The sequence below is a fragment of the Planococcus sp. SE5232 genome, assembly GCF_050686535.1.
Taxonomy (GTDB): Bacteria; Bacillota; Bacilli; order Bacillales_A; family Planococcaceae; genus Planococcus.
In genome coordinates, this window is the sequence record NZ_JBOGCP010000001.1 from 1,706,875 (window position 1) to 1,726,951 (window position 20,077).

19 protein-coding genes are annotated in these 20,077 nt (G+C 45.8%); 14 read left to right on the top strand and 5 right to left on the bottom strand.

The window, feature by feature from the left end:
* Positions 1-26 precede the first annotated feature (26 nt).
* The 9 genes from ACRC6Q_RS08160 (at position 27) to ACRC6Q_RS08200 (ending at position 11,956) form a co-directional block, all read left to right on the top strand.
* Positions 27-1,103 (top strand): undecaprenyldiphospho-muramoylpentapeptide beta-N-acetylglucosaminyltransferase, encoded by a 1,077-nt coding sequence (locus ACRC6Q_RS08160; RefSeq protein WP_223632448.1) that lies wholly within the window; start codon positions 27-29, stop codon positions 1,101-1,103.
* 30 nt (positions 1,104-1,133) lie between these two features.
* Positions 1,134-2,087, top strand: a complete 954-nt coding sequence (gene dapF / locus ACRC6Q_RS08165) for a diaminopimelate epimerase (RefSeq protein ID WP_223632446.1) — start codon at positions 1,134-1,136, stop codon at positions 2,085-2,087.
* Between the two features lie 18 nt (positions 2,088-2,105).
* Positions 2,106-3,752: a diguanylate cyclase domain-containing protein gene (locus ACRC6Q_RS08170; protein ID WP_431466211.1), complete on the top strand. Its 1,647-nt coding sequence runs from the start codon at positions 2,106-2,108 to the stop codon at positions 3,750-3,752.
* A 246-nt stretch (positions 3,753-3,998) separates the two neighbouring features.
* Positions 3,999-6,824 (top strand): 2-oxoglutarate dehydrogenase E1 component, encoded by a 2,826-nt coding sequence (locus tag ACRC6Q_RS08175; protein ID WP_431466212.1) that lies wholly within the window; start codon positions 3,999-4,001, stop codon positions 6,822-6,824.
* A 24-nt stretch (positions 6,825-6,848) separates the two neighbouring features.
* Positions 6,849-8,111, top strand: a complete 1,263-nt coding sequence (gene odhB / locus ACRC6Q_RS08180) for a 2-oxoglutarate dehydrogenase complex dihydrolipoyllysine-residue succinyltransferase (RefSeq protein ID WP_431466213.1) — start codon at positions 6,849-6,851, stop codon at positions 8,109-8,111.
* A gap of 89 nt (positions 8,112-8,200) precedes the next feature.
* Positions 8,201-8,791 (top strand): DedA family protein, encoded by a 591-nt coding sequence (locus ACRC6Q_RS08185; protein WP_431466214.1) that lies wholly within the window; start codon positions 8,201-8,203, stop codon positions 8,789-8,791.
* A 157-nt stretch (positions 8,792-8,948) separates the two neighbouring features.
* Positions 8,949-9,146, top strand: coding sequence for a DUF6501 family protein (locus tag ACRC6Q_RS08190; RefSeq protein WP_223632424.1), 198 nt, complete (start codon positions 8,949-8,951; stop codon positions 9,144-9,146).
* A gap of 89 nt (positions 9,147-9,235) precedes the next feature.
* On the top strand, positions 9,236-10,093 hold the full coding sequence (locus ACRC6Q_RS08195; protein WP_431466215.1) for an ATP-binding protein: 858 nt from the start codon (positions 9,236-9,238) through the stop codon (positions 10,091-10,093).
* Positions 10,094-10,102: 9 nt separating this feature from the next.
* Positions 10,103-11,956, top strand: coding sequence for a vWA domain-containing protein (locus ACRC6Q_RS08200; protein WP_431466216.1), 1,854 nt, complete (start codon positions 10,103-10,105; stop codon positions 11,954-11,956).
* A 683-nt stretch (positions 11,957-12,639) separates the two neighbouring features.
* Here ACRC6Q_RS08200 and ACRC6Q_RS08205 read toward each other — a convergent pair.
* Together ACRC6Q_RS08205 and ACRC6Q_RS08210 are read right to left on the bottom strand one after the other, a co-directional pair.
* Positions 12,640-13,821, bottom strand: a complete 1,182-nt coding sequence (locus tag ACRC6Q_RS08205; protein WP_298827657.1) for a toxic anion resistance protein — start codon at positions 13,819-13,821, stop codon at positions 12,640-12,642.
* Positions 13,793-14,500, bottom strand: coding sequence for a 5-bromo-4-chloroindolyl phosphate hydrolysis family protein (locus ACRC6Q_RS08210; protein WP_223632412.1), 708 nt, complete (start codon positions 14,498-14,500; stop codon positions 13,793-13,795). Before ACRC6Q_RS08210 ends, ACRC6Q_RS08205 begins: the two co-directional genes overlap by 29 nt.
* Positions 14,501-14,703: 203 nt before the next feature.
* Between ACRC6Q_RS08210 and ACRC6Q_RS08215 the strand changes: the two genes are divergently transcribed.
* The 4 genes from ACRC6Q_RS08215 to ACRC6Q_RS08230 all read left to right on the top strand — a co-directional run bounded on the left by ACRC6Q_RS08215 (position 14,704) and on the right by ACRC6Q_RS08230 (position 16,351).
* Positions 14,704-15,000: a DUF1033 family protein gene (locus ACRC6Q_RS08215; RefSeq protein ID WP_223632410.1), complete on the top strand. Its 297-nt coding sequence runs from the start codon at positions 14,704-14,706 to the stop codon at positions 14,998-15,000.
* Positions 15,001-15,185: 185 nt separating this feature from the next.
* Positions 15,186-15,386, top strand: a complete 201-nt coding sequence (locus tag ACRC6Q_RS08220) for a cold-shock protein (protein WP_008428384.1) — start codon at positions 15,186-15,188, stop codon at positions 15,384-15,386.
* A gap of 227 nt (positions 15,387-15,613) precedes the next feature.
* Positions 15,614-15,820, top strand: coding sequence for a cold-shock protein (locus ACRC6Q_RS08225; RefSeq protein WP_223632408.1), 207 nt, complete (start codon positions 15,614-15,616; stop codon positions 15,818-15,820).
* A gap of 54 nt (positions 15,821-15,874) precedes the next feature.
* A complete protein-coding gene (locus ACRC6Q_RS08230) occupies positions 15,875-16,351 on the top strand; it encodes a YkvA family protein (protein ID WP_223632407.1) in 477 nt (158 codons plus the stop codon).
* A gap of 135 nt (positions 16,352-16,486) precedes the next feature.
* On the opposite strand, the gene ACRC6Q_RS08235 is transcribed toward ACRC6Q_RS08230, so the two are convergent.
* Positions 16,487-18,094 (bottom strand): ABC-F family ATP-binding cassette domain-containing protein, encoded by a 1,608-nt coding sequence (locus tag ACRC6Q_RS08235; protein WP_223632405.1) that lies wholly within the window; start codon positions 18,092-18,094, stop codon positions 16,487-16,489.
* Between the two features lie 107 nt (positions 18,095-18,201).
* Positions 18,202-18,435, bottom strand: a complete 234-nt coding sequence (locus ACRC6Q_RS08240; RefSeq protein ID WP_223632403.1) for a hypothetical protein — start codon at positions 18,433-18,435, stop codon at positions 18,202-18,204.
* 157 nt (positions 18,436-18,592) lie between these two features.
* Here ACRC6Q_RS08240 and ACRC6Q_RS08245 point away from each other — a divergent pair, with 157 nt between their 5' ends.
* A complete protein-coding gene (locus ACRC6Q_RS08245) occupies positions 18,593-19,765 on the top strand; it encodes a CynX/NimT family MFS transporter (protein ID WP_431466217.1) in 1,173 nt (390 codons plus the stop codon).
* Here ACRC6Q_RS08245 and ACRC6Q_RS08250 read toward each other — a convergent pair whose 3' ends face one another.
* The gene (locus ACRC6Q_RS08250; protein ID WP_223632399.1) at positions 19,766-20,077 is read right to left on the bottom strand and encodes a hypothetical protein; all 312 of its coding nucleotides are present in this window, start codon (positions 20,075-20,077) and stop codon (positions 19,766-19,768) included.

Below are 20,077 nucleotides of genomic sequence, written 5' to 3' on the forward strand. Positions count from 1 at the left end.
ATTAATAGATGAGAGTAGGACGAGCAATGGAAAACAGAACAATTTTATTGACCGGAGGCGGAACAGCAGGACACGTCTCTTTAAATCAGGCATTGATTCCAGAACTGAAGAATTTAGGATTCCATGTAGAGTACATCGGTTCCAAAGACGGCATTGAAAACGAACTGATCCGTGAATCGTTTCCATCCGTTCCTTACCACGCCATTTCAAGCGGGAAATTAAGACGCTATTTTTCCACAAAGAATTTTTCGGATCCGTTCCGTGTAGGTGCTGGATTGATGCAGGCGATGAGTATCATCCGGAAAACCAAGCCTGTGGCGATTTTTTCGAAGGGTGGGTTCGTATCTGTTCCGGTCGCAATGGCTGGACGCATGATGTCGGTCCCGGTCATCATCCATGAATCGGATGTTACGCCTGGATTGGCCAACAAGATTGCGCTGCCTTTCGCAGACCACATCTTCACCGTCTTCAAAGAAACACTGGCACATGTGCCGAGTGAGAAGTCTACATGTACAGGTTCACTAATCCGCAGTGAGCTGTTGGAAGGCTCGACAGAAAAAGGGCAGGAAATCTGTCCATTCGATAATGAATTGCCGGTTCTGATGGTGATGGGTGGAAGCCAAGGTTCGGCTATGATCAACTCAGCTGTTCGCAATAATCTGGAACGGCTGCTGGAACAGTTTAATATCATCCATTTATGCGGCAAAGGCAACAGTATGCCGGAACTGGATGTCCATGTGAATTACCGGCAATTTGAATACGTTACGCACGAATTACCGCATTTATTGCATATGACGGATTTTGTGGTTTCACGGGCAGGGTCCAATTCCATATTCGAATTTTTAGCATTAAAAAAACCGATGCTGCTTGTCCCATTATCCATCCAAAAAAGTCGGGGCGATCAGATACTGAATGCGAATCTCTTCAAGAAACAGGGCTTTGCGCATGTGGTTGAAGAGGAAGAATTGACTGCAGACCGCTTTGTAGAAGAAATGGACCGCTTGCAGGCCGGGAAAGGCCAGTTGATCGAAACTATGACACAAGCCGAAGCGCCAATTACTGCTGCTGAAATGGCTAAATTGGTCTCAGCCCATACAAAATAACTTCCAACTATATTAAAAGAGGTGACCGGAATGGAAATAACGTTGACAAAAGTCCATGGCTCTATGAATACCTTCTATATGCTGGAATCGGATGAACGCAATGATTTTGCTGAGATGGCGATTCAACTATCGGCATTGGATAAGGACATTGACGGTATTCTAGTGATTTTGCCTTCATCTGTTGCACACGCGAAGATGCGGGTATTCAATAATGACGGTTCAGAAGCATCCATGTGTGGAAATGGCCTTCGCTGTGTGGCCCGGTATGTATGTGAACGCGACGGCGTACAGGAAGCGGTGATTGAAACCATGAGAGCTTCGCTGCGCGTCAAAAAAGAAGAGACGTTAAATGAAGGGATCAAAACCTATGCGGTCGAAATATCCCCGGTTTCATTTTCGCTCAGCAGTTTGCCGATGAACTACGAGGGCCATGAGGATTGGGTACATAAACCCTTGCCATTCGTGTCAGAAGAAATTCCGTTTTCAGCGGTCGCTGTTCCTAACCCACACCTGATCGGGATTGTACCGGCGGACTTGCAGAAGGATACAAGCCATCAGCAGAAATGGGCGCAGTATTTCAATGGCGACAATGATTATTTTTCTGATGGGGTCAACGTCAGTTACGTGACGCCTGTGGAAGACGGCATATTTGTCCGGACCTATGAGCGTGGTGTAGGATTCACGAATGCGTGTGGAACTGCAATGACGGCTTCAGCATTGATCAGCTGCATGGCGGGACTGGTTCCTTATGGGGATGTTTCGGTCTACAATCCAGGAGGCATGGTGAAATGTTCAGTTTCCAAAGAAGGGGACGACATCCAACTTTTGCTTACCGGCAATGCGACCTATCTGTCAGTTGCTAAATTCGACTGGCCACCGAATGGGACCGGCAGCAGAATCCTCTCTTCTGAACCACTGGATGAGCAGGCACGCTATGCGCAGTTCAGTGAGCAAATATCAATACTTTCGAAACAATTCGTCTAATGGAAAGCGGTGAACTAGATGCCAATGCCATTTACCCTGGAGCAGTTGGACCTCCTCTACAGAAATTCGAAAGACCCTGTCTATTTTATGGAGCAAAACGGTGACACCTTTGACTATGTCTACGTCAATCCGGTGTGTTTTGCTATATTCAAAAAAGAACTGCGTGGCACCACGTTGGAAGACAGCATGCCACCGGATTTGACCAGAGAAATCAAAAAGCAGTATCAGATTGCATTGAAAGCAGGAGAGAGGCACATCTACCGCGACTATAGCCTGTTTAGTGACCTGGATACAGCAATGGAAACCGAATTGACTCCGATTGAGTTTGAAGGGCAGAAATTTGTGCTGGCAATCACAAAAAATGTGGCAGCTCAAAAGAAGATTGAAGAAGATTATTTATTTTATGAGTCGCTGGTCCAAAACTCAGTGGATCCGATGATCATGATTTCTGCAGAATACATGATCATCGATTTGAATCCAGCTTATGAAGAAACGTTCGGCGTAGTAAAAGAAGAATGGGTGAACCGCTATTACAAGGATTTGCCCGATAAACAAAAAGAAGTGTTCAGGGCAGGAAAAACATTGCTGGAAAAATTCTCGCCTGAAACTAGAAGCACTTCTGTGATTATGAAGCGACGAAAGCTCGATGGCACAGACGCGAAGTTTTCAGTCAGCTATTCTCCCATCAATGAAAATGGCATTATCCGTGCATTTCATGTTGTGTTCAGGGAGTTGACCAGTGAATTGCTGTTGAAGAATGAGCTGAAAAAGACAGAGAATATTCTGGAGAGCTACAAGGATGCACTTAATTACGCAGCGCTTGTCGCAATCTGGAGTTTGTCTGGTACCATTGAATTCGTCAATGACAATTTCAATCAATTGACCGGTTATAAAGCTGAAGAGCTCATCGGCATCAATATTTCCAAGATAGGGAAAGCGGTCATTTCCACTGAAGAATATGAAAAGATTCGTGCTGTCGTTAGGAAAGGCTCCATTTGGCGTGGCCAGATAAAAAGTTTAAAGAAAAATGGTGAAGTTTTCTGGGTGGATGCCACTATCATTCCTTTAATGGATATGGATGGCCGAATTTATCAAGTGTTGTCAATCCTATTCGATGTCACAGAACGAAAAAAAATGGAAGAACAGCTCCATTTCATGGCTTACCATGACAGTTTGACGAATTTGCCCAACCGTCGTCTCATGGTCCAGCAATTTCAGCAGATGAAAGAGCAGGCAGAAGCAAAAGATGAACATATTGCTTTGTTGTTCATCGACGGAGACGATTTTAAATCAATCAATGATCAATTTGGCCATGATGTCGGAGATGAGTTCATCTATCATTTCGGCCAGGCAATCAAAAAAAGTGTGCGCAGGCAAGATATGATTGCTCGAGTAGGCGGCGATGAATTCCTGGTGGCCCTATGCGGCATTGCTCCTGAAGAAAGTCAAGAGCAGGTGGAAAGCGTCATCAGCCGGATCACTCAAACACTTGCCGACGGCTGGATAATCGGCGGTCATCATTTTACACCGACTTCATCAATGGGCATTTCGGTTTATCCCGTGCATGGAAATGATTTCGATGATTTGGTCAAAAAAGCGGATGCTGCGCTTTATTTAGCGAAAAGCAACGGTAAAGGCAGTTGCTACATGTATTCATTCCCTTAATACAGGGCTTTATAAGGCCATATTGCAGAAGCGAAGAGTATGAAAGCGCTTAACAATTTCTTATGTGAATATTTTCACGAAAAGGCTTTGTTTTTCAACGGGGAAGTAGTAAGATTGATAGGGAATTTTAAACTTTTATCAACAAAACGCCTTCTGCTTTATGTCTAGTGGGATGCGTGATAAAATAGACGAGACATATAACAAATAAAGTGACTGCCGTCAAACAAATAGTTGGAGGTTTTTTTAATGTCTAGCAATTATCCAGATGCAAAATCCCCGTGGAGTTCCATTACAGGCCCTAACCTGGGATACATAATGGAGATGTATGATCTGTATCAAGAATCACCGGAATTGCTTGATCCAGAGTACGTCGAACTTTTCAAACAATACGGCCCGCCTGTTGAAGCTTCCACAAGCCAACAAGTTTCGACAAGCCAACAAGCTTCGACCGAAAAAGCTGTGGAACCGAACAATTTCGAAAAAGTACTGGCTGCTGTTCATTTGGCGGAAGCGATTCGCGCTCATGGCCATCTGGCATCGGATATCTATCCGTTGAAGGACCAACCAAAAGACAGCTCCCGTATTGAGCCTGCAAATGGCCTCAGCGAGCAGGATCTGAAGGAAGTACCTGTTTCATTGCTTCTGAATAATGCACCGAGCGATGTAACGAATGGCCTGGAAGCTATTAATTATTTGAAGTCCCTTTATACGGATAAAGTCGCTTTCGAATTTTCACACGTAATCCAGCCTCAGGAACGCAGCTGGCTGCAGGAGAAAATCGAAGCTGGTGCAGTCAAACCGACATTGGATCCGGACAAAAAGAAACAAGTTCTTGATCTGTTGACACGCGTAGAAGGCTTTGAGAAATTTGTACACCGCACATTTGTTGGACAAAAACGGTTTTCAATCGAAGGCGTCGATTCACTGGTTGTTCTAATGGACGAACTTGTTCGCTTATCCGAGTCTGCCGGAACACAAGATATCATGATCGGGATGGCGCATCGCGGTCGTTTAAATGTGCTTACACATATTTTGAACAAACCTTACGAGATGATGTTTGCCGGCTTCGCACATGTAGGAGACGATGCTTTCCTACCAGAAGATGGTTCGCTTCAAATCACTAAAGGCTGGTTTGGTGATGTTAAATATCACATGGGCGCAGCTTTTAAATCAGAAAATGGGACAAGTGTAAAACTTGCCTATAACCCTTCCCACCTGGAAATCGTCAGCCCGATCGTTGCTGGACAGACACGTGCTGCTCAGGAACTCACCGATCAAACGGGTGTGGCAAAAATGGATCCGAAAAAGTCATACGCGATTCTGGTACACGGGGATGCGGCATTCCCGGGTCAGGGCATCGTAACCGAAACCTTGAACTTCAGCCGAGTCAAAGGCTATCAGACGGGCGGATCAATCCACGTCATCGCCAACAACCTGATCGGCTTTACAACAGAACAGTTTGATTCAAGATCGACACATTATTCATCAGATCCTGCAAAAGGCTTTGAAGTGCCGGTTATCCACGTCAATGCCGATGAGCCTGAAACGGTGGTGGCAGTCGCACGGCTGGCGTTCGAATACCGTGAAAAATTCGGAAAAGACATTTTGATCGATCTGATCGGCTATCGTCGATACGGCCATAATGAAATGGATGAGCCATTAGTGACGAATCCGACAATGTACCATGGCATCCATCAGCATGATACGGTTCGTGAACTTTATGGAAAACAATTGGCCTCAGAACAAGTTCTATCAGAAGATGATGTTAAAAAACTTGATGCCGATATACAGAAAGAAATGCAGGAAGCTTATGACAGAGTCAAAGAAAATAAAACGGCGGACTTCCCGAAACTTGAAATTCCGGAAGCTGTCTTAAACGGTTATCCTGAAATTGCGACGGGTGTCGATAAAGAGGTTCTGACGAAGATGAACGAAGAACTTTTGTCTTGGCCAAGTGATTTCTCTGCCTTCGGCAAATTGGCGAGAATTCTGAAACGTCGTGAAGATCCGTTCAATGATAAAGGCAAGATTGATTGGGCACATGCTGAAACGCTGGCATTCGGTTCAATCCTTCAAGAAGGCAATCCAATTCGCTTGACTGGCCAGGATGCGCAGCGCGGAACATTTGCACATCGCCATCTTGTCCTGCATGATGAAAAGAATGGCAATGAATTGGTGCCGCTGCATCATATTTCAGATGCCAAAGCCTCGTTCGTCGTCTATAACAGCCCATTAAGTGAAGCATCTGTATTGGGCTTCGAGTATGGCTACAATGTTGAAAATGATAAAGCGCTTGTTATCTGGGAAGCGCAATACGGCGATTTTGCCAATATGGCGCAGATGATGTTTGACCAGTTCATTTCTGCGGGACGCGCAAAATGGGGCCAAAAATCAGGCTTGGTCATGCTGTTGCCTCATGGTTATGAAGGACAGGGACCTGAGCATTCAAGTGCCCGTCTGGAACGGCATCTGCAAATGGCTGCTGAAAACAACTGGACAGTCGCAAACCTTTCCAGCGCCGCCAACTACTTCCATATTTTACGCCGTCAGGCTAAAATGCTCGGAGAAGAGGCAATTCGCCCATTGATCATCGTGTCTCCTAAATCATTGCTCCGCCATCCGTTGGTCGGCGCAGATGTAGCAGATTTGGCTGATGGCCAATTCGAAACTGTCATTGAACAGCCGAATATGGGCAAAGATGCGAAAAAAGTGAAACGCGTCCTTTTCGCAAGCGGCAAAATGGCGATTGATCTGGCAGAACGAGTAAAAGACGGCAAAGGCTATGAGTGGGCGCATATTGTCCGTGTAGAGCAGCTGTATCCGTTCCCAGCTGAGAAAATCAAAGCCATTGTCGACCGTTATCCAAACGCCAAAGAGTTGGCTTGGGTACAGGAAGAACCTCAGAACATGGGGTCGTGGACATTTGCAGATCCGTACTTGCGTGAACTGTCAGATGGCAAAGAAGTGAAGTACTTCGGACGCATTCAGCGCCAAAGCCCTGCAGAAGGCGATGGAGAAGCACATAAAGTGGAACAAGCGCGTATACTTGATGAAGCATTAGCTAAATTGTAAGGATAATCTAAGGAGGAATTTTTTGTGGCAGAGATCAAAGTACCAGAACTAGCAGAATCGATTACAGAAGGAACAATCGCTCAATGGCTTAAACAGCCCGGCGAAACAGTTGAAAAGGGCGAATTCATCGTTGAACTGGAAACAGATAAAGTCAACGTTGAAGTCATCTCCGAAGAAGCTGGAGTTGTTCAGGAACATTTAGCACAAGAAGGCGATACAGTTGAAGTCGGACAAGTTATCGCAATCGTGGGCGAAGGTTCTGGCGAAGCAGCAGCACCTAAAGCTGAAGAAGCTCCACAAAAATCCGAAGAGCCGGCTAAAACAGAAGCTCCTGCAACTCAAGAGCCTGTCGCTGAAGATCCTGCAGCTGAAGAGCAATCTTCTTCTGACCGGACAATTGCAAGCCCAGCAGCACGTAAATTGGCACGCGAAAAAGGAATCGACCTGGCTGCAATCGCTCCAGTTGATCCAATGGGCCGTGTGCGTGTCCAGGACGTTGAAGCCCACGCATCGAAACCGGCAGCAAGTGCACCGGCAGCAAAAGCGGAAGCACCAAAAGCTGCAGCTCCTTCTTCTGATGAAGAAAATGGCCGCATTGTCCGCGAAAAAATGTCAAGACGCCGTCAAACAATTGCAAAACGTCTTCTTGAAGTAAGACAATCAACTGCAATGTTGACGACATTCAATGAAATCGACATGACGAATGTTATGGCTTTACGCAGCCGCAAAAAAGACCAATTCCTTAAAAATAATGATGTAAAACTTGGATTTATGTCGTTCTTCACAAAAGCTGTGACTGCAGCTTTGAAAAAATACCCATATGTCAACGCTGAATTGGACGGGACAGATGTCCTTCTAAAACAGTTCTATGATGTAGGTATTGCTGTTTCTACTGAAGAAGGACTTGTTGTACCAATCGTTCGCGACACGGACAAAAAGAACTTTGCAGAAATTGAAGCTTCTATCGGTGAACTTGCTACGAAAGCACGCGATAAGAAACTTTCAATTGCTGATATGACAGGCGGTTCATTCACGATCACCAATGGTGGCGTATTCGGCTCATTGATGTCTACACCAATCTTGAACGGTACACAGGTTGGTATTCTTGGAATGCACACGATCCAAAAACGTCCTGTTGCAATCGGAGACGAAGTTCAAATCCGTCCGATGATGTACGTGGCATTATCTTATGACCACCGTGTAATTGACGGAAGCGATTCTGTTGGTTTCTTGAAAATGGTTAAAGATATGATCGAGAATCCAGAAGATCTATTGCTGGAATCTTAATAATCAATCTACCCGATAGTCCTGCATTGCAGGACTATCTTTTTTTTGTCATCATTAAAGAAAGAACAGCCTAAAGGCGGTAGAAGTCCATGGATATCTCATTTTTCATTGAATTGGTGAAGGAATATGGTTATTTCAGCATGTTCGTATTTAATTGGCTGCTGCTTTTCGGTCTGCCGATCCCCAATGAAGTCGCTGCAGCCTTTTCAGGTGTATTGACGGAAATCAGCTATTTTAAGCCGGTGTATGCGTTTCTTTCAGCTTATTTAGGTCTGATCACCAGCAACACATTCGCTTATTTTATTGGACGCAGCCTCGGTCATCGTTTGTTGAACCGATTGAACAGAACACGTCTGAAAGGGCCGATCAGCCGATTCAATGCCTTTCTGGAAAAACGTGGAGAATGGGCGATTGCTTTCAGCTTTTTCTTGCCTGGAATCCGTTGGGCAATGCCGTATGTTGTTGGAGCCAACCGCTTTCCGTTCATGCGCTACATGATGTTCGCCTATACGGCAGGGTTTGTCTGGATGTTCATCTACTTTAATATCGGTCGGATGTTTCCCTATGCATACCAAACCATCCTTGAACATCTGCAGGGTTTTTTGATCTTGCTGTCGGTTCTTGTCATTTGTATCGCAGTGTTCCGTTACTTCTACAGTACAAAGTTTGCGAAGAAGTGAGAGGTTTTCAGGCAGAGTTGGCGTAGCGATGCAAGAGCGCAGAAGAAAAGAATTTGCGATTTAAGATCTATGAAAAAGATTAAAACAGAGCCAGTTTGAAATTGGCCTGCTTTTTCCTTATACTGAAGGTATAGGCAGATTGAAAAGGATGAGGACGATGATTCACAACGAATGGCTCCAGAGAGAAACAATCAAAACGGTGACCTGCAAGCATACGGATGCAGCCAAATTTTTGGTTTCCAATGTACTGACTGTGGGCAAGGAATACGAAGTGAAAAACGAAACGGAAGAATTCATTTTCGTAGTGGACAATACCGGTAAAATCGGTGGATTCTACAAAACTTATTTTGAATAATGTAGGGAAAGTTGGCTGTTAAAGCCTTAAAGAATGTCAAAAAGCCGATGGATTTACATCGGCTTTTTCTGTGGAAAAGAGGAATCGGAATGTCATTGATTGAGCAGGATATCACCAAGCGTAAAGAACGGAAACATGAAGATTACGATAAATTGATCGGAAAGCCGGGTTATATTGCTCCCGATAGCCATCTCTGGCGGGATATCCTATCTGCGGTGGTGCTGCGGAAGCCGGTATTGCTGAAAGGGCCGACGGGAGCGGGCAAGACCAAATTGGCGGAAAGCGTCTCGGCGCTGTTTGGGCAGCCGATGCAAAGCATCAACTGTTCTGTTGATTTGGATGCTGAAGCCTTGTTGGGGTTTAAGACCTTGGTGCAGCGCGATGGGCAGAGTGTCATCGAGTTTGTCGAAGGCCCTGTGGTAACCGCCATGAAAAAAGGACATTTTCTTTACATTGACGAAATCAATATGGCCAAAGCTGAAACCTTGCCGATTCTCCACAGTGCGTTGGACCACCGGCGTATGATGACGAACCCGTTTACTGGGGAAGTGATTGAGGCGCATCCTGATTTTGGAGTGATCTCTGCGATCAATGAAGGCTATATCGGTACAGCTCCCATGAATGAAGCGTTGAAAAACCGCTTTATTGCGTATCCAATTCCTTATTTGACGGGTCAGCAATTGGCTGAGCTATGGGATCGCGAATTTCCGGAAGCGGAGGGCGACCTGAAGGCATTTATGCTGAATTTGGCGGAAGACTTGATGAAGCAAGTGACGAACGGCTTATTGTCAGAAGAAGCTGCTTCAATTCGAAGCTTGTTGGATGCCACAGCGCTGGCACAATATATGGATCCGCTGCGCGCGGTGCAATACGCCATTGCCGAGAAGTTGGAAGATGAAAGTGAACGCGATCTGTTCATGGATCTGGCTCATACTTGGAAAAAGTAGGTGAAAATGATGGCGTCAGTCAATCGGTTTATCCAATTCAATAACGAAACCATCGATACGAAGATGCTTCATCAAATGGAGCTGCTTGCCGGTGCGTTGGCGGATGCGCCTTACTTAAAAGTGACTACACGTAAATTGGTGGAGCTGCGGCCATCCGAATCCGCGATGTCCATCAGCGTTTTTTGGCGCCACCGCACCAAACGGATTGAGCGAAACGGCTACCTATCAGACATCTATTTAATGGCTGCAGGCTATTGGCGGGATTTCAATTTGGCTGCATGGCGCCAGTTCAAAAAGGCGGATACAGCTTTGCCGAGCCTTCGGGAACAATTGCTGTTATGCGCTGAGGAGTTCCGTCTTTCCGAAAAGATTAAAGCGGCACGCCCTGGTACGGTTGCGGCTTTTGCTACGCGGGAAGCTGTTTATACGGAATATCACAAAGATCAATTCCAGCAAAACTTGAAAAAAGGCTTTAACAGTGATCTTTTGATAAATGCGGCTTATTTAAGCTTACGTGGAATCGAAATGGATGCAGGTGAGCGCTTCCGTGCCTTGCCTTTTATTTGGACAGAATTATTCGATGCAAAAACGACGATGGATGCTGTAAAAGTGGTGGAAAGGATCATGGACCGGGCAGAATTCCTACTCAGTTCGGATGCGCTGCACAGCTATTACACTTTTGGCGAAGCCGCTGACAAAGCGCCGCCATTCCATTATCATGAAGGCATCGAAGCGGAAGAGGCGGAAGAACCTGAAGAAATTGAGACCATTGAAGAATGGTTCCAGTCCTGGCATCGGGAAACCGAAGAAAGTGACGCCCCTGCATTGGAGTTTGAACTCGAACGCGGCGATTCCCAGCTAGCTGAAGGCGGCAGGGAAGAAGAAGGGGCAGGCGAGGTCCAACAGACGGCTAAAGGTGATTCAAGCGGAGAGCATCTGGAAGACAGCGACGCCGAGGACCGGCAGATGGAGAGCCAGCCGAAAAAAGCGGAAGGCCGATTCGGTTCAGCCAATGACCAGGTGGTGTATCACGAAACCAGATTGCGTGTAGAAGGCGACCATCGCCTCGAAATTGAGGGCTGGCGCAAAAAACAGGCGCCGTATGTACGCGCACTGCTGAAAGAACTGAAAAAACGGATGACACAGCGGCAGGAAAGTGTCCGCAGCAACTTGAATGCGGGGAGGCTGTCGAAAAAGCTGATGCCGCTGGTGATTGAGGAACGCCCCAAACCATTCTACCGAAAAACAGCGCCATCCAAAGAACTGGATGCGGTTTTCTGCCTGCTGATCGATGGCTCTGCTTCGATGCTTGATAAATTGGATGAAACGAAACAGGCTGTCCTGTTGTTCCACGATGTGCTGCGCGGCTTGAATGTTCCGCATGAAATCGTCCTATTTTATGAAGATGCCTACGAAGCGAGTGATGCTGAACAGCCGAATTATTTCGAGTGGATGCATAAGTTCGAAGACCGCGACAAAGACCATGCCCAGGAAATTGCGTCACTGGATGCGCATGAGGACAATCGCGATGGTTTTGCAATCCGCTGGATGAACAATCGCCTGAAGCGCCGGGCCGAGAAACACCGCTTTTTACTGGTCTTTTCCGACGGCGAGCCATCTGCCTACAATTACGCAGAGAACGGCGTGGTGGATACCGCAAACGCTGTAGCGGAAGCGAAAAAGCAGGGGATCGAAGTGCTGCACCTGTTCTTGAGCAGCGACCCCATCACTGAAGAGCAGGCGGCATTTTACCGGATGATGTACGGCAATAAATCCGTCAGCGCCGATTCCTTGGAGCAGTTTGTCGAACAGACTTTGCGGCTTTTGAAAAGAAGTCTGCATCTGGTCATTCAGGCGGGGTGATGTTCCTTTACTATATATGTTGAACTAATGATCTTCGCCTGTTGATATTCCACAAATCAGCTCCTGAAAACCCGGTGCTCCTGCATCGCTGCGCTAGCTTCGTCGCAAAGATACGATCCGAATTCCTTTCGGCCGTATCTTTCCTGCGGGCTTGCGCCGAACTAACTCGGGCTTTTGGCCCGAGTGGATTTCTTGTATGTCGTTGCACTGCTCCCGCTGGAGTCTCCGCTGATTTGTTCCATATCTTTTATAAATATAGCGGAAACACAGTGGCTCAAATCGAATTCACTATGACTCTTAGCGCCGGCGCGTCCAGGGGCTAGGCGAAGCATGAAGACTGGCGCTCTTTGCCTGGCTTCTTGCGGGAGCCAATGAGGGACCAGGCATTCCTGGGACCTCATTTGCGACGAGCTTGCGCAGGAGCAATCGTCTTTGCTCTACCCAAAGCGTCCGACGCGTTGTGTAAAAGCTAGATTCTTTAGTTCAATATATAGCTGATTCCTTTAAAGATTTATTTCCAGTATAAGGATTTACTTTCGAAAAAGAGTAAAATACTTTCCGAAACAGACGGAATACTTTCCGTTGCTCCCAGAATACTTTCCGAATCGGTTGAAATACGTTCCATACAAATAAAACACACAAAAATCCCCGGACGCTCACATGAGCTTCCGGGGATTTTGCTGTTATCCATTGTTGTCGTTGGTGCCATCGTGGATGGCGAGCAGGCGTTGTTTCAAGTCTTCTTCCATGCGGCCGATTTCAAGTTCAGCGGCTTTGCGGTTTCTGCGTCCTTCTGCCTGGATCTTAAGTGTTTCTTCAATCGTTTCAAGCAGATTTTCCTGCGTCTTCTTCAAAGTGTCGATTTCGACGATGCCGCGCTCATTTTCACGGGCGGTTTCAATCGAATTCATTTTCAGCATTTCCGAGTTTTTCAGAAGCAGGTCATTGGTGGTTGAGGTGACTTGCTTTTGTGCTTCTACGGCTTTCAGCTGCTTATTCAATGTCAAAGCGATGGCAATCTGATTTTTCCATAACGGAATTGAGGTCATGATGGATGACTGGATCTTTTCTGCCAAGGTTTGGTTGGTTTGTTGGATCATGCGGATCTGCGGTGCGCTTTGAATCGTGATTTGACGGGATAGCTGCAGATCGTATAGGCGCTTCTCCAGCCGGTCCACGTATTGGACCATATCGTTGACTTCCTGATAAACCATCTGGTCCTGTGAAGTCTCCGCTTTTTTGCGGAGTGCAGGGATCGTTTCGTTCATGATTTCGTCCCGTTTCAGTTCAGCTGCCGCAATATAGACATTCAATGCTTGGAAATAGGTTTTGTTCTGGTCGTAAAGTTGCTCGAGCATCTGAACATCATCCAACAACCCGCGTTTGGAATGATCCAGTTGGATGCTGATGCGGTCCACCTGTGTGCTGAGCTTCTGGTATTTGGTCATCATTTCCTGGACGGAGTATTTAGCTTTCGAGAACAGCTTGCGGATGCCCGATTTCTTTCCTTGCGTCAATTCTTCGGGATTGAGCTCTTCCAGCTTTTTCATCAGATCATGAAGCACGTCACCGACAGGACCGATATCTTTGCGCTGGACATGGTCGAGCATTTTGTGTGAAAACTGGCTCAACTGGTTTTGTGCATTCGCGCCGTAGGTTAGGATCGCTTCGTTATTGCCGACCGGAATCTGCTTGGCAAGCTCGCGCGCTTTGGCCTGTTCTTCTTTTGTTAAACGGTCCATCAAGGCGACAGGGCGGCCCTCCGCCTGTTCGGCAACAGCGTGTTCCTGTTTTTCCAATTGCACGCCAAAAGGCGATTCCAATAAATCATCCAATTCACTTCGAGTTGATGGTTTCTCTGTCATCTTCCACGTCTCCCTCATGTTCAGGTTCTGGCTGTACGAGTAATTTCTGGTTATTGTGCTGATCGACAGCCAATTTTGCATAATCCAATTCCATGCGCAGTTTTTCGACATCACTCGATAGAACGCGCTTCAAGTCCTGCTCCATCACTTTATTGAGTGACAGCAGCATTTCCCGGGTATCCTGCAAGGCAACGCGCATTTCCTGATCTTTGACAGGCTGTCCGACCAGCAAGGTGTATTTTTCCGTCAATTCAATGGCTGAATCCAAATGGGAATAAAAGAAAGGTTCAGCTAAATAGAATTTTCTCGGATTTTGTTGAACTACGGTAATGATCTTATTCGCAATTTTTGTCATGTCCATCAATTGTTTGAAAGATGAAATGGAACGAACTTTATAATAATTGCCTTGAAGCTGTTTGATTTTTTCTTTGCCTTCTTTTATCTGGTTACGTACGTTTTTGAATTCACTGCGGGTCATCCCCAGATTTTTAGAGTCAGATGAAATCTGAACCTGTTTTATGGTGCTGTTGCTGGCGATATAAGTTCCGGCTGCCACAGCTCCTGATGCGATCAATCCGATTTCTGCTCCTAAATACAGGACTGGGAACATCACTGTCATAAGAGGCAGACTGACGGATTGCCTTTTGATAAAATTTTCAATCGGCTTTAGGGGCTTCATGCAAAGGACCTCCTTCACTGCTACTTACTCTATACGTCCTTGGCACTGAAAAGTTTCATTTCAATGCTCTCTCTTTCTTATATTTTACGTGAAACCGCATGTCAATACAAACTTTCGAATCCTTTGGGAAACCGAGCTTAACTCTTTACAAGCTGGAAAAGATTTGGCACAATGCTAAATAGGAAGAAATGAGGCTGGCTGCTATGCATGAAATCATCTATATGAGGGCTGATTATGAACCGTGGTGGATGTTCGATGACTGGCAGGACAAAGTAGTTTCGCGCCGGGAGTTTACTTCAGCCGAATCCGCCCGTGAATACTTGGGGGAACTAAAGGCGGATTTCAGCCACAGATTTGAAGAGCATGAAGAGCGGGATTCAGCCTTCAACAGCTACTGGAACCAGGAAGAAATGGAATATTGCGAAAAATGCGAAGAGGATTTACAGATATTTCATGGGCTGATTTGGCTAGTTGATGGGAAACCAAAGATAAGTTTTTAGATTTATTTGACTTTTGTAGTCAATTTGATATAATTATCTTAACAACATGAAATCTCCACCAATTACAGCTATTCACATATTTCCAAAAGTGATCAGCACGTGATGGTACTTTTGGAAATATGTGAATTTTTTTATTGGAAAAGATTCCATATTGAAAAATTTTTTTACCACAGGAGGTAATTATTATGCAAGAAGGAACAGTAAAATGGTTTAACTCAGAAAAAGGCTTTGGCTTCATCGAAGTTGAAGGCGGAGACGATGTATTCGTACACTTCTCAGCAATCCAAGGCGAAGGCTTTAAAACGCTTGACGAAGGACAACGTGTTGAATTCGAAGTAGAAGAAGGCAACCGTGGACCTCAAGCAACTAACGTAACTAAAGTCTAATAACCCAGGACCACTCTTTCGGGAGTGGTTCTTTTTTTGTCAACAGATAGGTGGACGCCAGAATCATTTCGACATCTCACATATGCCTTCTCTTAATTTCAGTCCGTATCCAAAAGAGCAGTGTGCTCAAAGGGAACGGCAGCCCAGAACGGACGCATGAGGTTTTTATTCAGTGCAGGATGGGTATAAATAGATGACTGGATAAAGAGAATACGGGAGGTTTTATCATGGAAGGTACAGTAAAATCATTTGATGAAGATAAAGGGGTAGGCATGATTACAGGCGACAACGGGGAAGACTTCTTCTTTGAAGAAATCAACATCAATGTCGACGGCTTCCGGAAACTGAATCCGGGTCAGCCGGTGAAGTTCACCGTCTATGAAGGTGTTGCCGACAAAGCCCGTGTAGCGACAAATGTAACATTAGTATTCTAGAAATCGTCATGGATTCATCAGTTATTGAAAAGAAAGATCAAGGGGGAATAGCAGATGGACAATGAATACCTAAAAAAACCGATGCCGAGTGAAGAAAAACAAAATGATTTCTATCAGAAATTGCGGACTAAAGTTCAAAAGTGGGTGGACAGCAAACCGGGAGTGGTTGGAACCGTCAGCGGCTATGTCTTGTTCGCGCCGGACTTATTCCATCTTTTGACCAGAATGATGCTGGATAGCCGGATTGATGCGAAAAGCAAAGCAGCAGTCGGTGCCGGAATCATGTATTTTATCGCGCCGATCGATTTCCTGCCTGAAATTCTGATAGGTCCAGGTGGATTCCTCGACGATGTCGTCGTGGCGGTATTCGTCATCAATACGGTTTTAAACAAATTCCCGAAAGAAGTCATCACAGAGCATTGGGCTGGAGATGAGGATTTATTGGAGCTCCTCAAAAAAGTATCCAATTCAGGAAATAAATACGTTTCCAAATTGCCTGCAGGCCGATTGGTGAAACGTTTTACAAAATAAAGCATGTCAGTCGAAAAACCGTGGATCTGCGCAGATCCACGGTTTTTCCATGTTCTTTTGGAAGAGTAGGCATACGAAAAAGCAGCAGATGGACTCAGGAAATCGAGTGCAGCTGCTGCTTGAATCATAATCTTTTTAGTTGGTGATACCTTGTGTATCTTTCCACTCCAGGTATTCATCGTACGTTAATTGCTTGTCGAGGATTGTTCCGTCTTCACGGATTTCAATCACGCGGTTTGCAACCGTCTGGATAAACTGATGGTCATGGGAAGTGAAGACCATTGCGCCTTTGAAGGCGATCATGCCGTTATTCAACGCTTGGATCGATTCAAGGTCCAAGTGGTTGGTAGGCTCATCCAAAAGAAGAACGTTTGCGTGTGACAGCATCATTTTGGAAAGCATGCAACGAACTTTCTCGCCGCCGGATAAAACAGAAGGTTTCTTTTTCACTTCTTCGCCGGAGAATAGCATTCTTCCAAGGAAGCCACGAAGGAATGTTTCGCTTTCGTCTTCCGGTGAGTACTGGCGCAGCCAATCCACTAGTGACAATTCACTGCCTTCGAAGTAGATGGTATTGTCGATCGGCAAGTAAGCGCGTGAAGTAGTGACTCCCCAGCGGGCCGAACCGGATTCCGGTTGGTCTTCTTCAGCTAGAATACGCAGAAGAGCAGATTTTGCAAGTGGATCACCGATCAGGACGATTTTATCGTCTTTGTTTAGGTTAAAGCTGATATTGTTCAATAATTTCTTGCCATCAACGGTTTGGCTGACATCTCTTACGGTCAACACATCGTTGCCGATTTCGCGGCCGATGGTGAAATTGACGAACGGATATTTACGGGAAGAAGGACGGATATCATCGAGCTCGATTTTATCGAGCATTTTCTTCCGTGAAGTCGCTTGCTTCGATTTGGAAGCATTGGCGGAGAAGCGGGCGATAAAGGCTTGAAGCTCTTTAATCTTTTCTTCTTTTTTCGAGTTCTGATCTGATGCCAAACGGGTAGCCAATTGGCTTGATTCGTACCAGAAGTCGTAGTTTCCGACATAAAGCTGAATTTTACCGAAGTCAAGGTCAGCGATATGTGTACAGACTTTGTTCAGGAAGTGGCGGTCATGCGACACGACGATGACAGTGTTGTCAAAGTTGATCAGGAATTCTTCCAGCCATTGGATTGCTTTCAAGTCCAGGTGGTTGGTAGGCTCATCCAGCAATAGAACATCAGGTTTACCGAATAAAGCTTGTGCCAAAAGCACTTTCACTTTATCGGAACCCGAAAGTTCAGCCATCTTCTTATCATGCTGGTCTTCAGTAATGCCAAGACCCTGTAACAGGATGGCTGCTTCAGATTCAGCTTCCCAGCCGTTCAATTCAGCGAATTCGCCTTCAAGTTCAGCAGCACGCATGCCGTCTTCATCAGAGAAATCCTCTTTCATATAGATGGCGTTCTTCTCGGACATGACCTCATATAATTTCTTGTGGCCCATAATAACAGTTTCAAGAACAGCATATTCTTCGTATTCAAAATGGTTTTGCTTCAGTACAGCCAGGCGTTCACCTGATCCCATATAGACATTTCCGGATTGTGCTTCAAGTTCACCGGAAAGGATTTTGATGAACGTCGATTTGCCGGCACCATTGGCACCGATCAATCCGTAGCAATTGCCGGGGTTAAATTGGATATTTACATCTTCGAATAGTTTGCGGTCACCAAAGCGAAGACTTACATCATTTGCAGCTATCATTTATACGTACCTCCTAAATTTCACAATAAGAAGAGTATACCACGAAATCCACGGAAATCGATAGCATTCGCCCGTGGTCTCGGATAAACTAAAAATATAAGTTGTTTTTACCTTGTTTTCCGTTCAACATAGGCTTCCAACATGCCAAGTTCCTTATTCAGCAAATACTCCATCCGTACATACTCGCGACGGCCGGGAATGTGTTCCGGCGTCAGGCCTTTCATCGAATAGATAAAGTAATAACCGCCGATTTGGCGAAACAGTACAACAACATGGGGGAATTCATCGAAAATCGCTTTTATATTGTAGCGTTTCGCGTAACTCCAATTCACGAGTTTCATCGGCAACCCGCCTTTCACACCTCTATTTTAAATGATTGAGGGGTGAGTCACAAGTTTGGTGTTGTGTACCGAGAAGTTCGGCAGGATCATTTAGAATGAGTGATTAATAAAACGATGAATTCATATTCTTACTATATGTTATCAGGAGGAAAAAAACGTGGCTGAACAGCAAAAGAAATCGACGATTGGCTTGATGGTACTGGCGATTTTGTTTGTCGCCTTGAACCTGCGTCCGGCCATTTCGTCCATCGGCCCGATGCTTGAGCCGATTCGCGCAGATTTGGATTTAAGCAATAGTGAGGTCAGTCTCTTAACGGCTGTTCCTGTTTTTTGCATGGGGCTTTTTGCGCCTTTGGCGGTTCTGTTCGGCCGGAAATTCGGATTGAAGCGCTCGATAGCCATGTTGCTTGTGGCAATCGGCCTGTTTACATTAATCAGAGGTTTTGTACCGACTTATCCGGTTCTGCTTGCGAGTGCCTTTTTCATCGGGTTGGCCATCGCAATCATCAGTCCTCTTCTGTCGGCGATGATCAAGCGTGATTTTCCGATGCGCACTGCAGCATTGATCGGTGTCTATTCGTTTGGGATGGGGTTAGGGGCGACTTTGTCAGCTGGTTTGACAGGAGTTTTTTACACCGTAGCGGACTGGCCGCTGGCGATTGCCAGTTGGAGTCTATTGTCTGTAGTGGCCATCATCATCTGGGTGCGTGTCAAACAGCCGGCTGAAGTGAAAGTTGAGGAAACAGCCATTGACGGTATTGCGCTAGTATCGCCGTGGAAAAATAAGCGGGCCTGGTACATGCTGCTGTTTTTCGGCTTCCAGTCTGCATTTTTCTTTTCGATGCTGACCTGGCTTGCACCGATTGCGATTGAAAAAGGCATGACCGTTTTGGCGGCTGGAGGGGTGTTGACTCTGATGACGGCGGTTCAAATTGTGGGGAATATCAGTATTCCGTTGATGTTCAATAAGTTTCCAAGCCGCTTGGCCTGGGTATTGATTGTATTGGCCTTTGGCACGGTGGGAATCTTCCTGCTGATGTTCGGCAATGTCGAGGCAATTTGGATAGCGGCCGCTTGTATCGGTGTGGCACTGGGTGGGCTTTTCCCCATTGCTTTATTGATGCCACTCGATGAAACGACTTCTGCCGACGAAGCCAATAGCTGGACAGCGATGACGCAGTCAGGCGGCTATATCATCTCGGCCTTCATGCCATTGACAATCGGCATCATCTACGATGCAACGGGCAATCACGATATCACGTTGCTGCTGTTTTTAGCCTTTATTGTGCTGATGGTTATTTTTTCGCTGCTGCTCAATAAAAAGGGGTAGCTATTCTTTTGGCTCCGGCAGGAAAAATGCTTTAATGACATGCGGCTGGAGCACCACCATCCACGAAAGGTAAAGCGAGATTAAAGGAAAGATGATGCACCACGAGGAAATCATGGTGAAAGAAAGCTCAGAGCTTGGATAAAAAGACGTGAAATACCAAAAATTATAACTCAAAGTTAAGATCATCGTTGAGACGGGTCCGACATAAACTCTTTTGGTGAGTAGAGCGAGCAGCAGACCGATTCCGATGACAATCATCGGAACAATCACCAATTGCATTACAATAGGATCTACAGATTCTATAAGTTTCAA

What these genes read in the sequence shown, in the direction of transcription:
- ACRC6Q_RS08160 (WP_223632448.1), top strand. Translation starts at nt 27, where the DNA reads ATGGAAAACAGAACAATTTTATTGACCGGAGGCGGAACAGCAGGACAC.
- dapF (WP_223632446.1), top strand. Translation starts at nt 1,134, where the DNA reads ATGGAAATAACGTTGACAAAAGTCCATGGCTCTATGAATACCTTCTAT.
- ACRC6Q_RS08170 (WP_431466211.1), top strand. Translation starts at nt 2,106, where the DNA reads ATGCCAATGCCATTTACCCTGGAGCAGTTGGACCTCCTCTACAGAAAT.
- ACRC6Q_RS08175 (WP_431466212.1), top strand. Translation starts at nt 3,999, where the DNA reads ATGTCTAGCAATTATCCAGATGCAAAATCCCCGTGGAGTTCCATTACA.
- ACRC6Q_RS08185 (WP_431466214.1), top strand. Translation starts at nt 8,201, where the DNA reads ATGGATATCTCATTTTTCATTGAATTGGTGAAGGAATATGGTTATTTC.
- ACRC6Q_RS08190 (WP_223632424.1), top strand. Translation starts at nt 8,949, where the DNA reads ATGATTCACAACGAATGGCTCCAGAGAGAAACAATCAAAACGGTGACC.
- ACRC6Q_RS08195 (WP_431466215.1), top strand. Translation starts at nt 9,236, where the DNA reads ATGTCATTGATTGAGCAGGATATCACCAAGCGTAAAGAACGGAAACAT.
- ACRC6Q_RS08200 (WP_431466216.1), top strand. Translation starts at nt 10,103, where the DNA reads ATGGCGTCAGTCAATCGGTTTATCCAATTCAATAACGAAACCATCGAT.
- ACRC6Q_RS08205 (WP_298827657.1), bottom strand. Translation starts at nt 13,821, where the DNA reads ATGACAGAGAAACCATCAACTCGAAGTGAATTGGATGATTTATTGGAA.
- ACRC6Q_RS08210 (WP_223632412.1), bottom strand. Translation starts at nt 14,500, where the DNA reads ATGAAGCCCCTAAAGCCGATTGAAAATTTTATCAAAAGGCAATCCGTC.
- ACRC6Q_RS08215 (WP_223632410.1), top strand. Translation starts at nt 14,704, where the DNA reads ATGCATGAAATCATCTATATGAGGGCTGATTATGAACCGTGGTGGATG.
- ACRC6Q_RS08220 (WP_008428384.1), top strand. Translation starts at nt 15,186, where the DNA reads ATGCAAGAAGGAACAGTAAAATGGTTTAACTCAGAAAAAGGCTTTGGC.
- ACRC6Q_RS08225 (WP_223632408.1), top strand. Translation starts at nt 15,614, where the DNA reads ATGGAAGGTACAGTAAAATCATTTGATGAAGATAAAGGGGTAGGCATG.
- ACRC6Q_RS08230 (WP_223632407.1), top strand. Translation starts at nt 15,875, where the DNA reads ATGGACAATGAATACCTAAAAAAACCGATGCCGAGTGAAGAAAAACAA.
- ACRC6Q_RS08235 (WP_223632405.1), bottom strand. Translation starts at nt 18,094, where the DNA reads ATGATAGCTGCAAATGATGTAAGTCTTCGCTTTGGTGACCGCAAACTA.
- ACRC6Q_RS08240 (WP_223632403.1), bottom strand. Translation starts at nt 18,435, where the DNA reads ATGAAACTCGTGAATTGGAGTTACGCGAAACGCTACAATATAAAAGCG.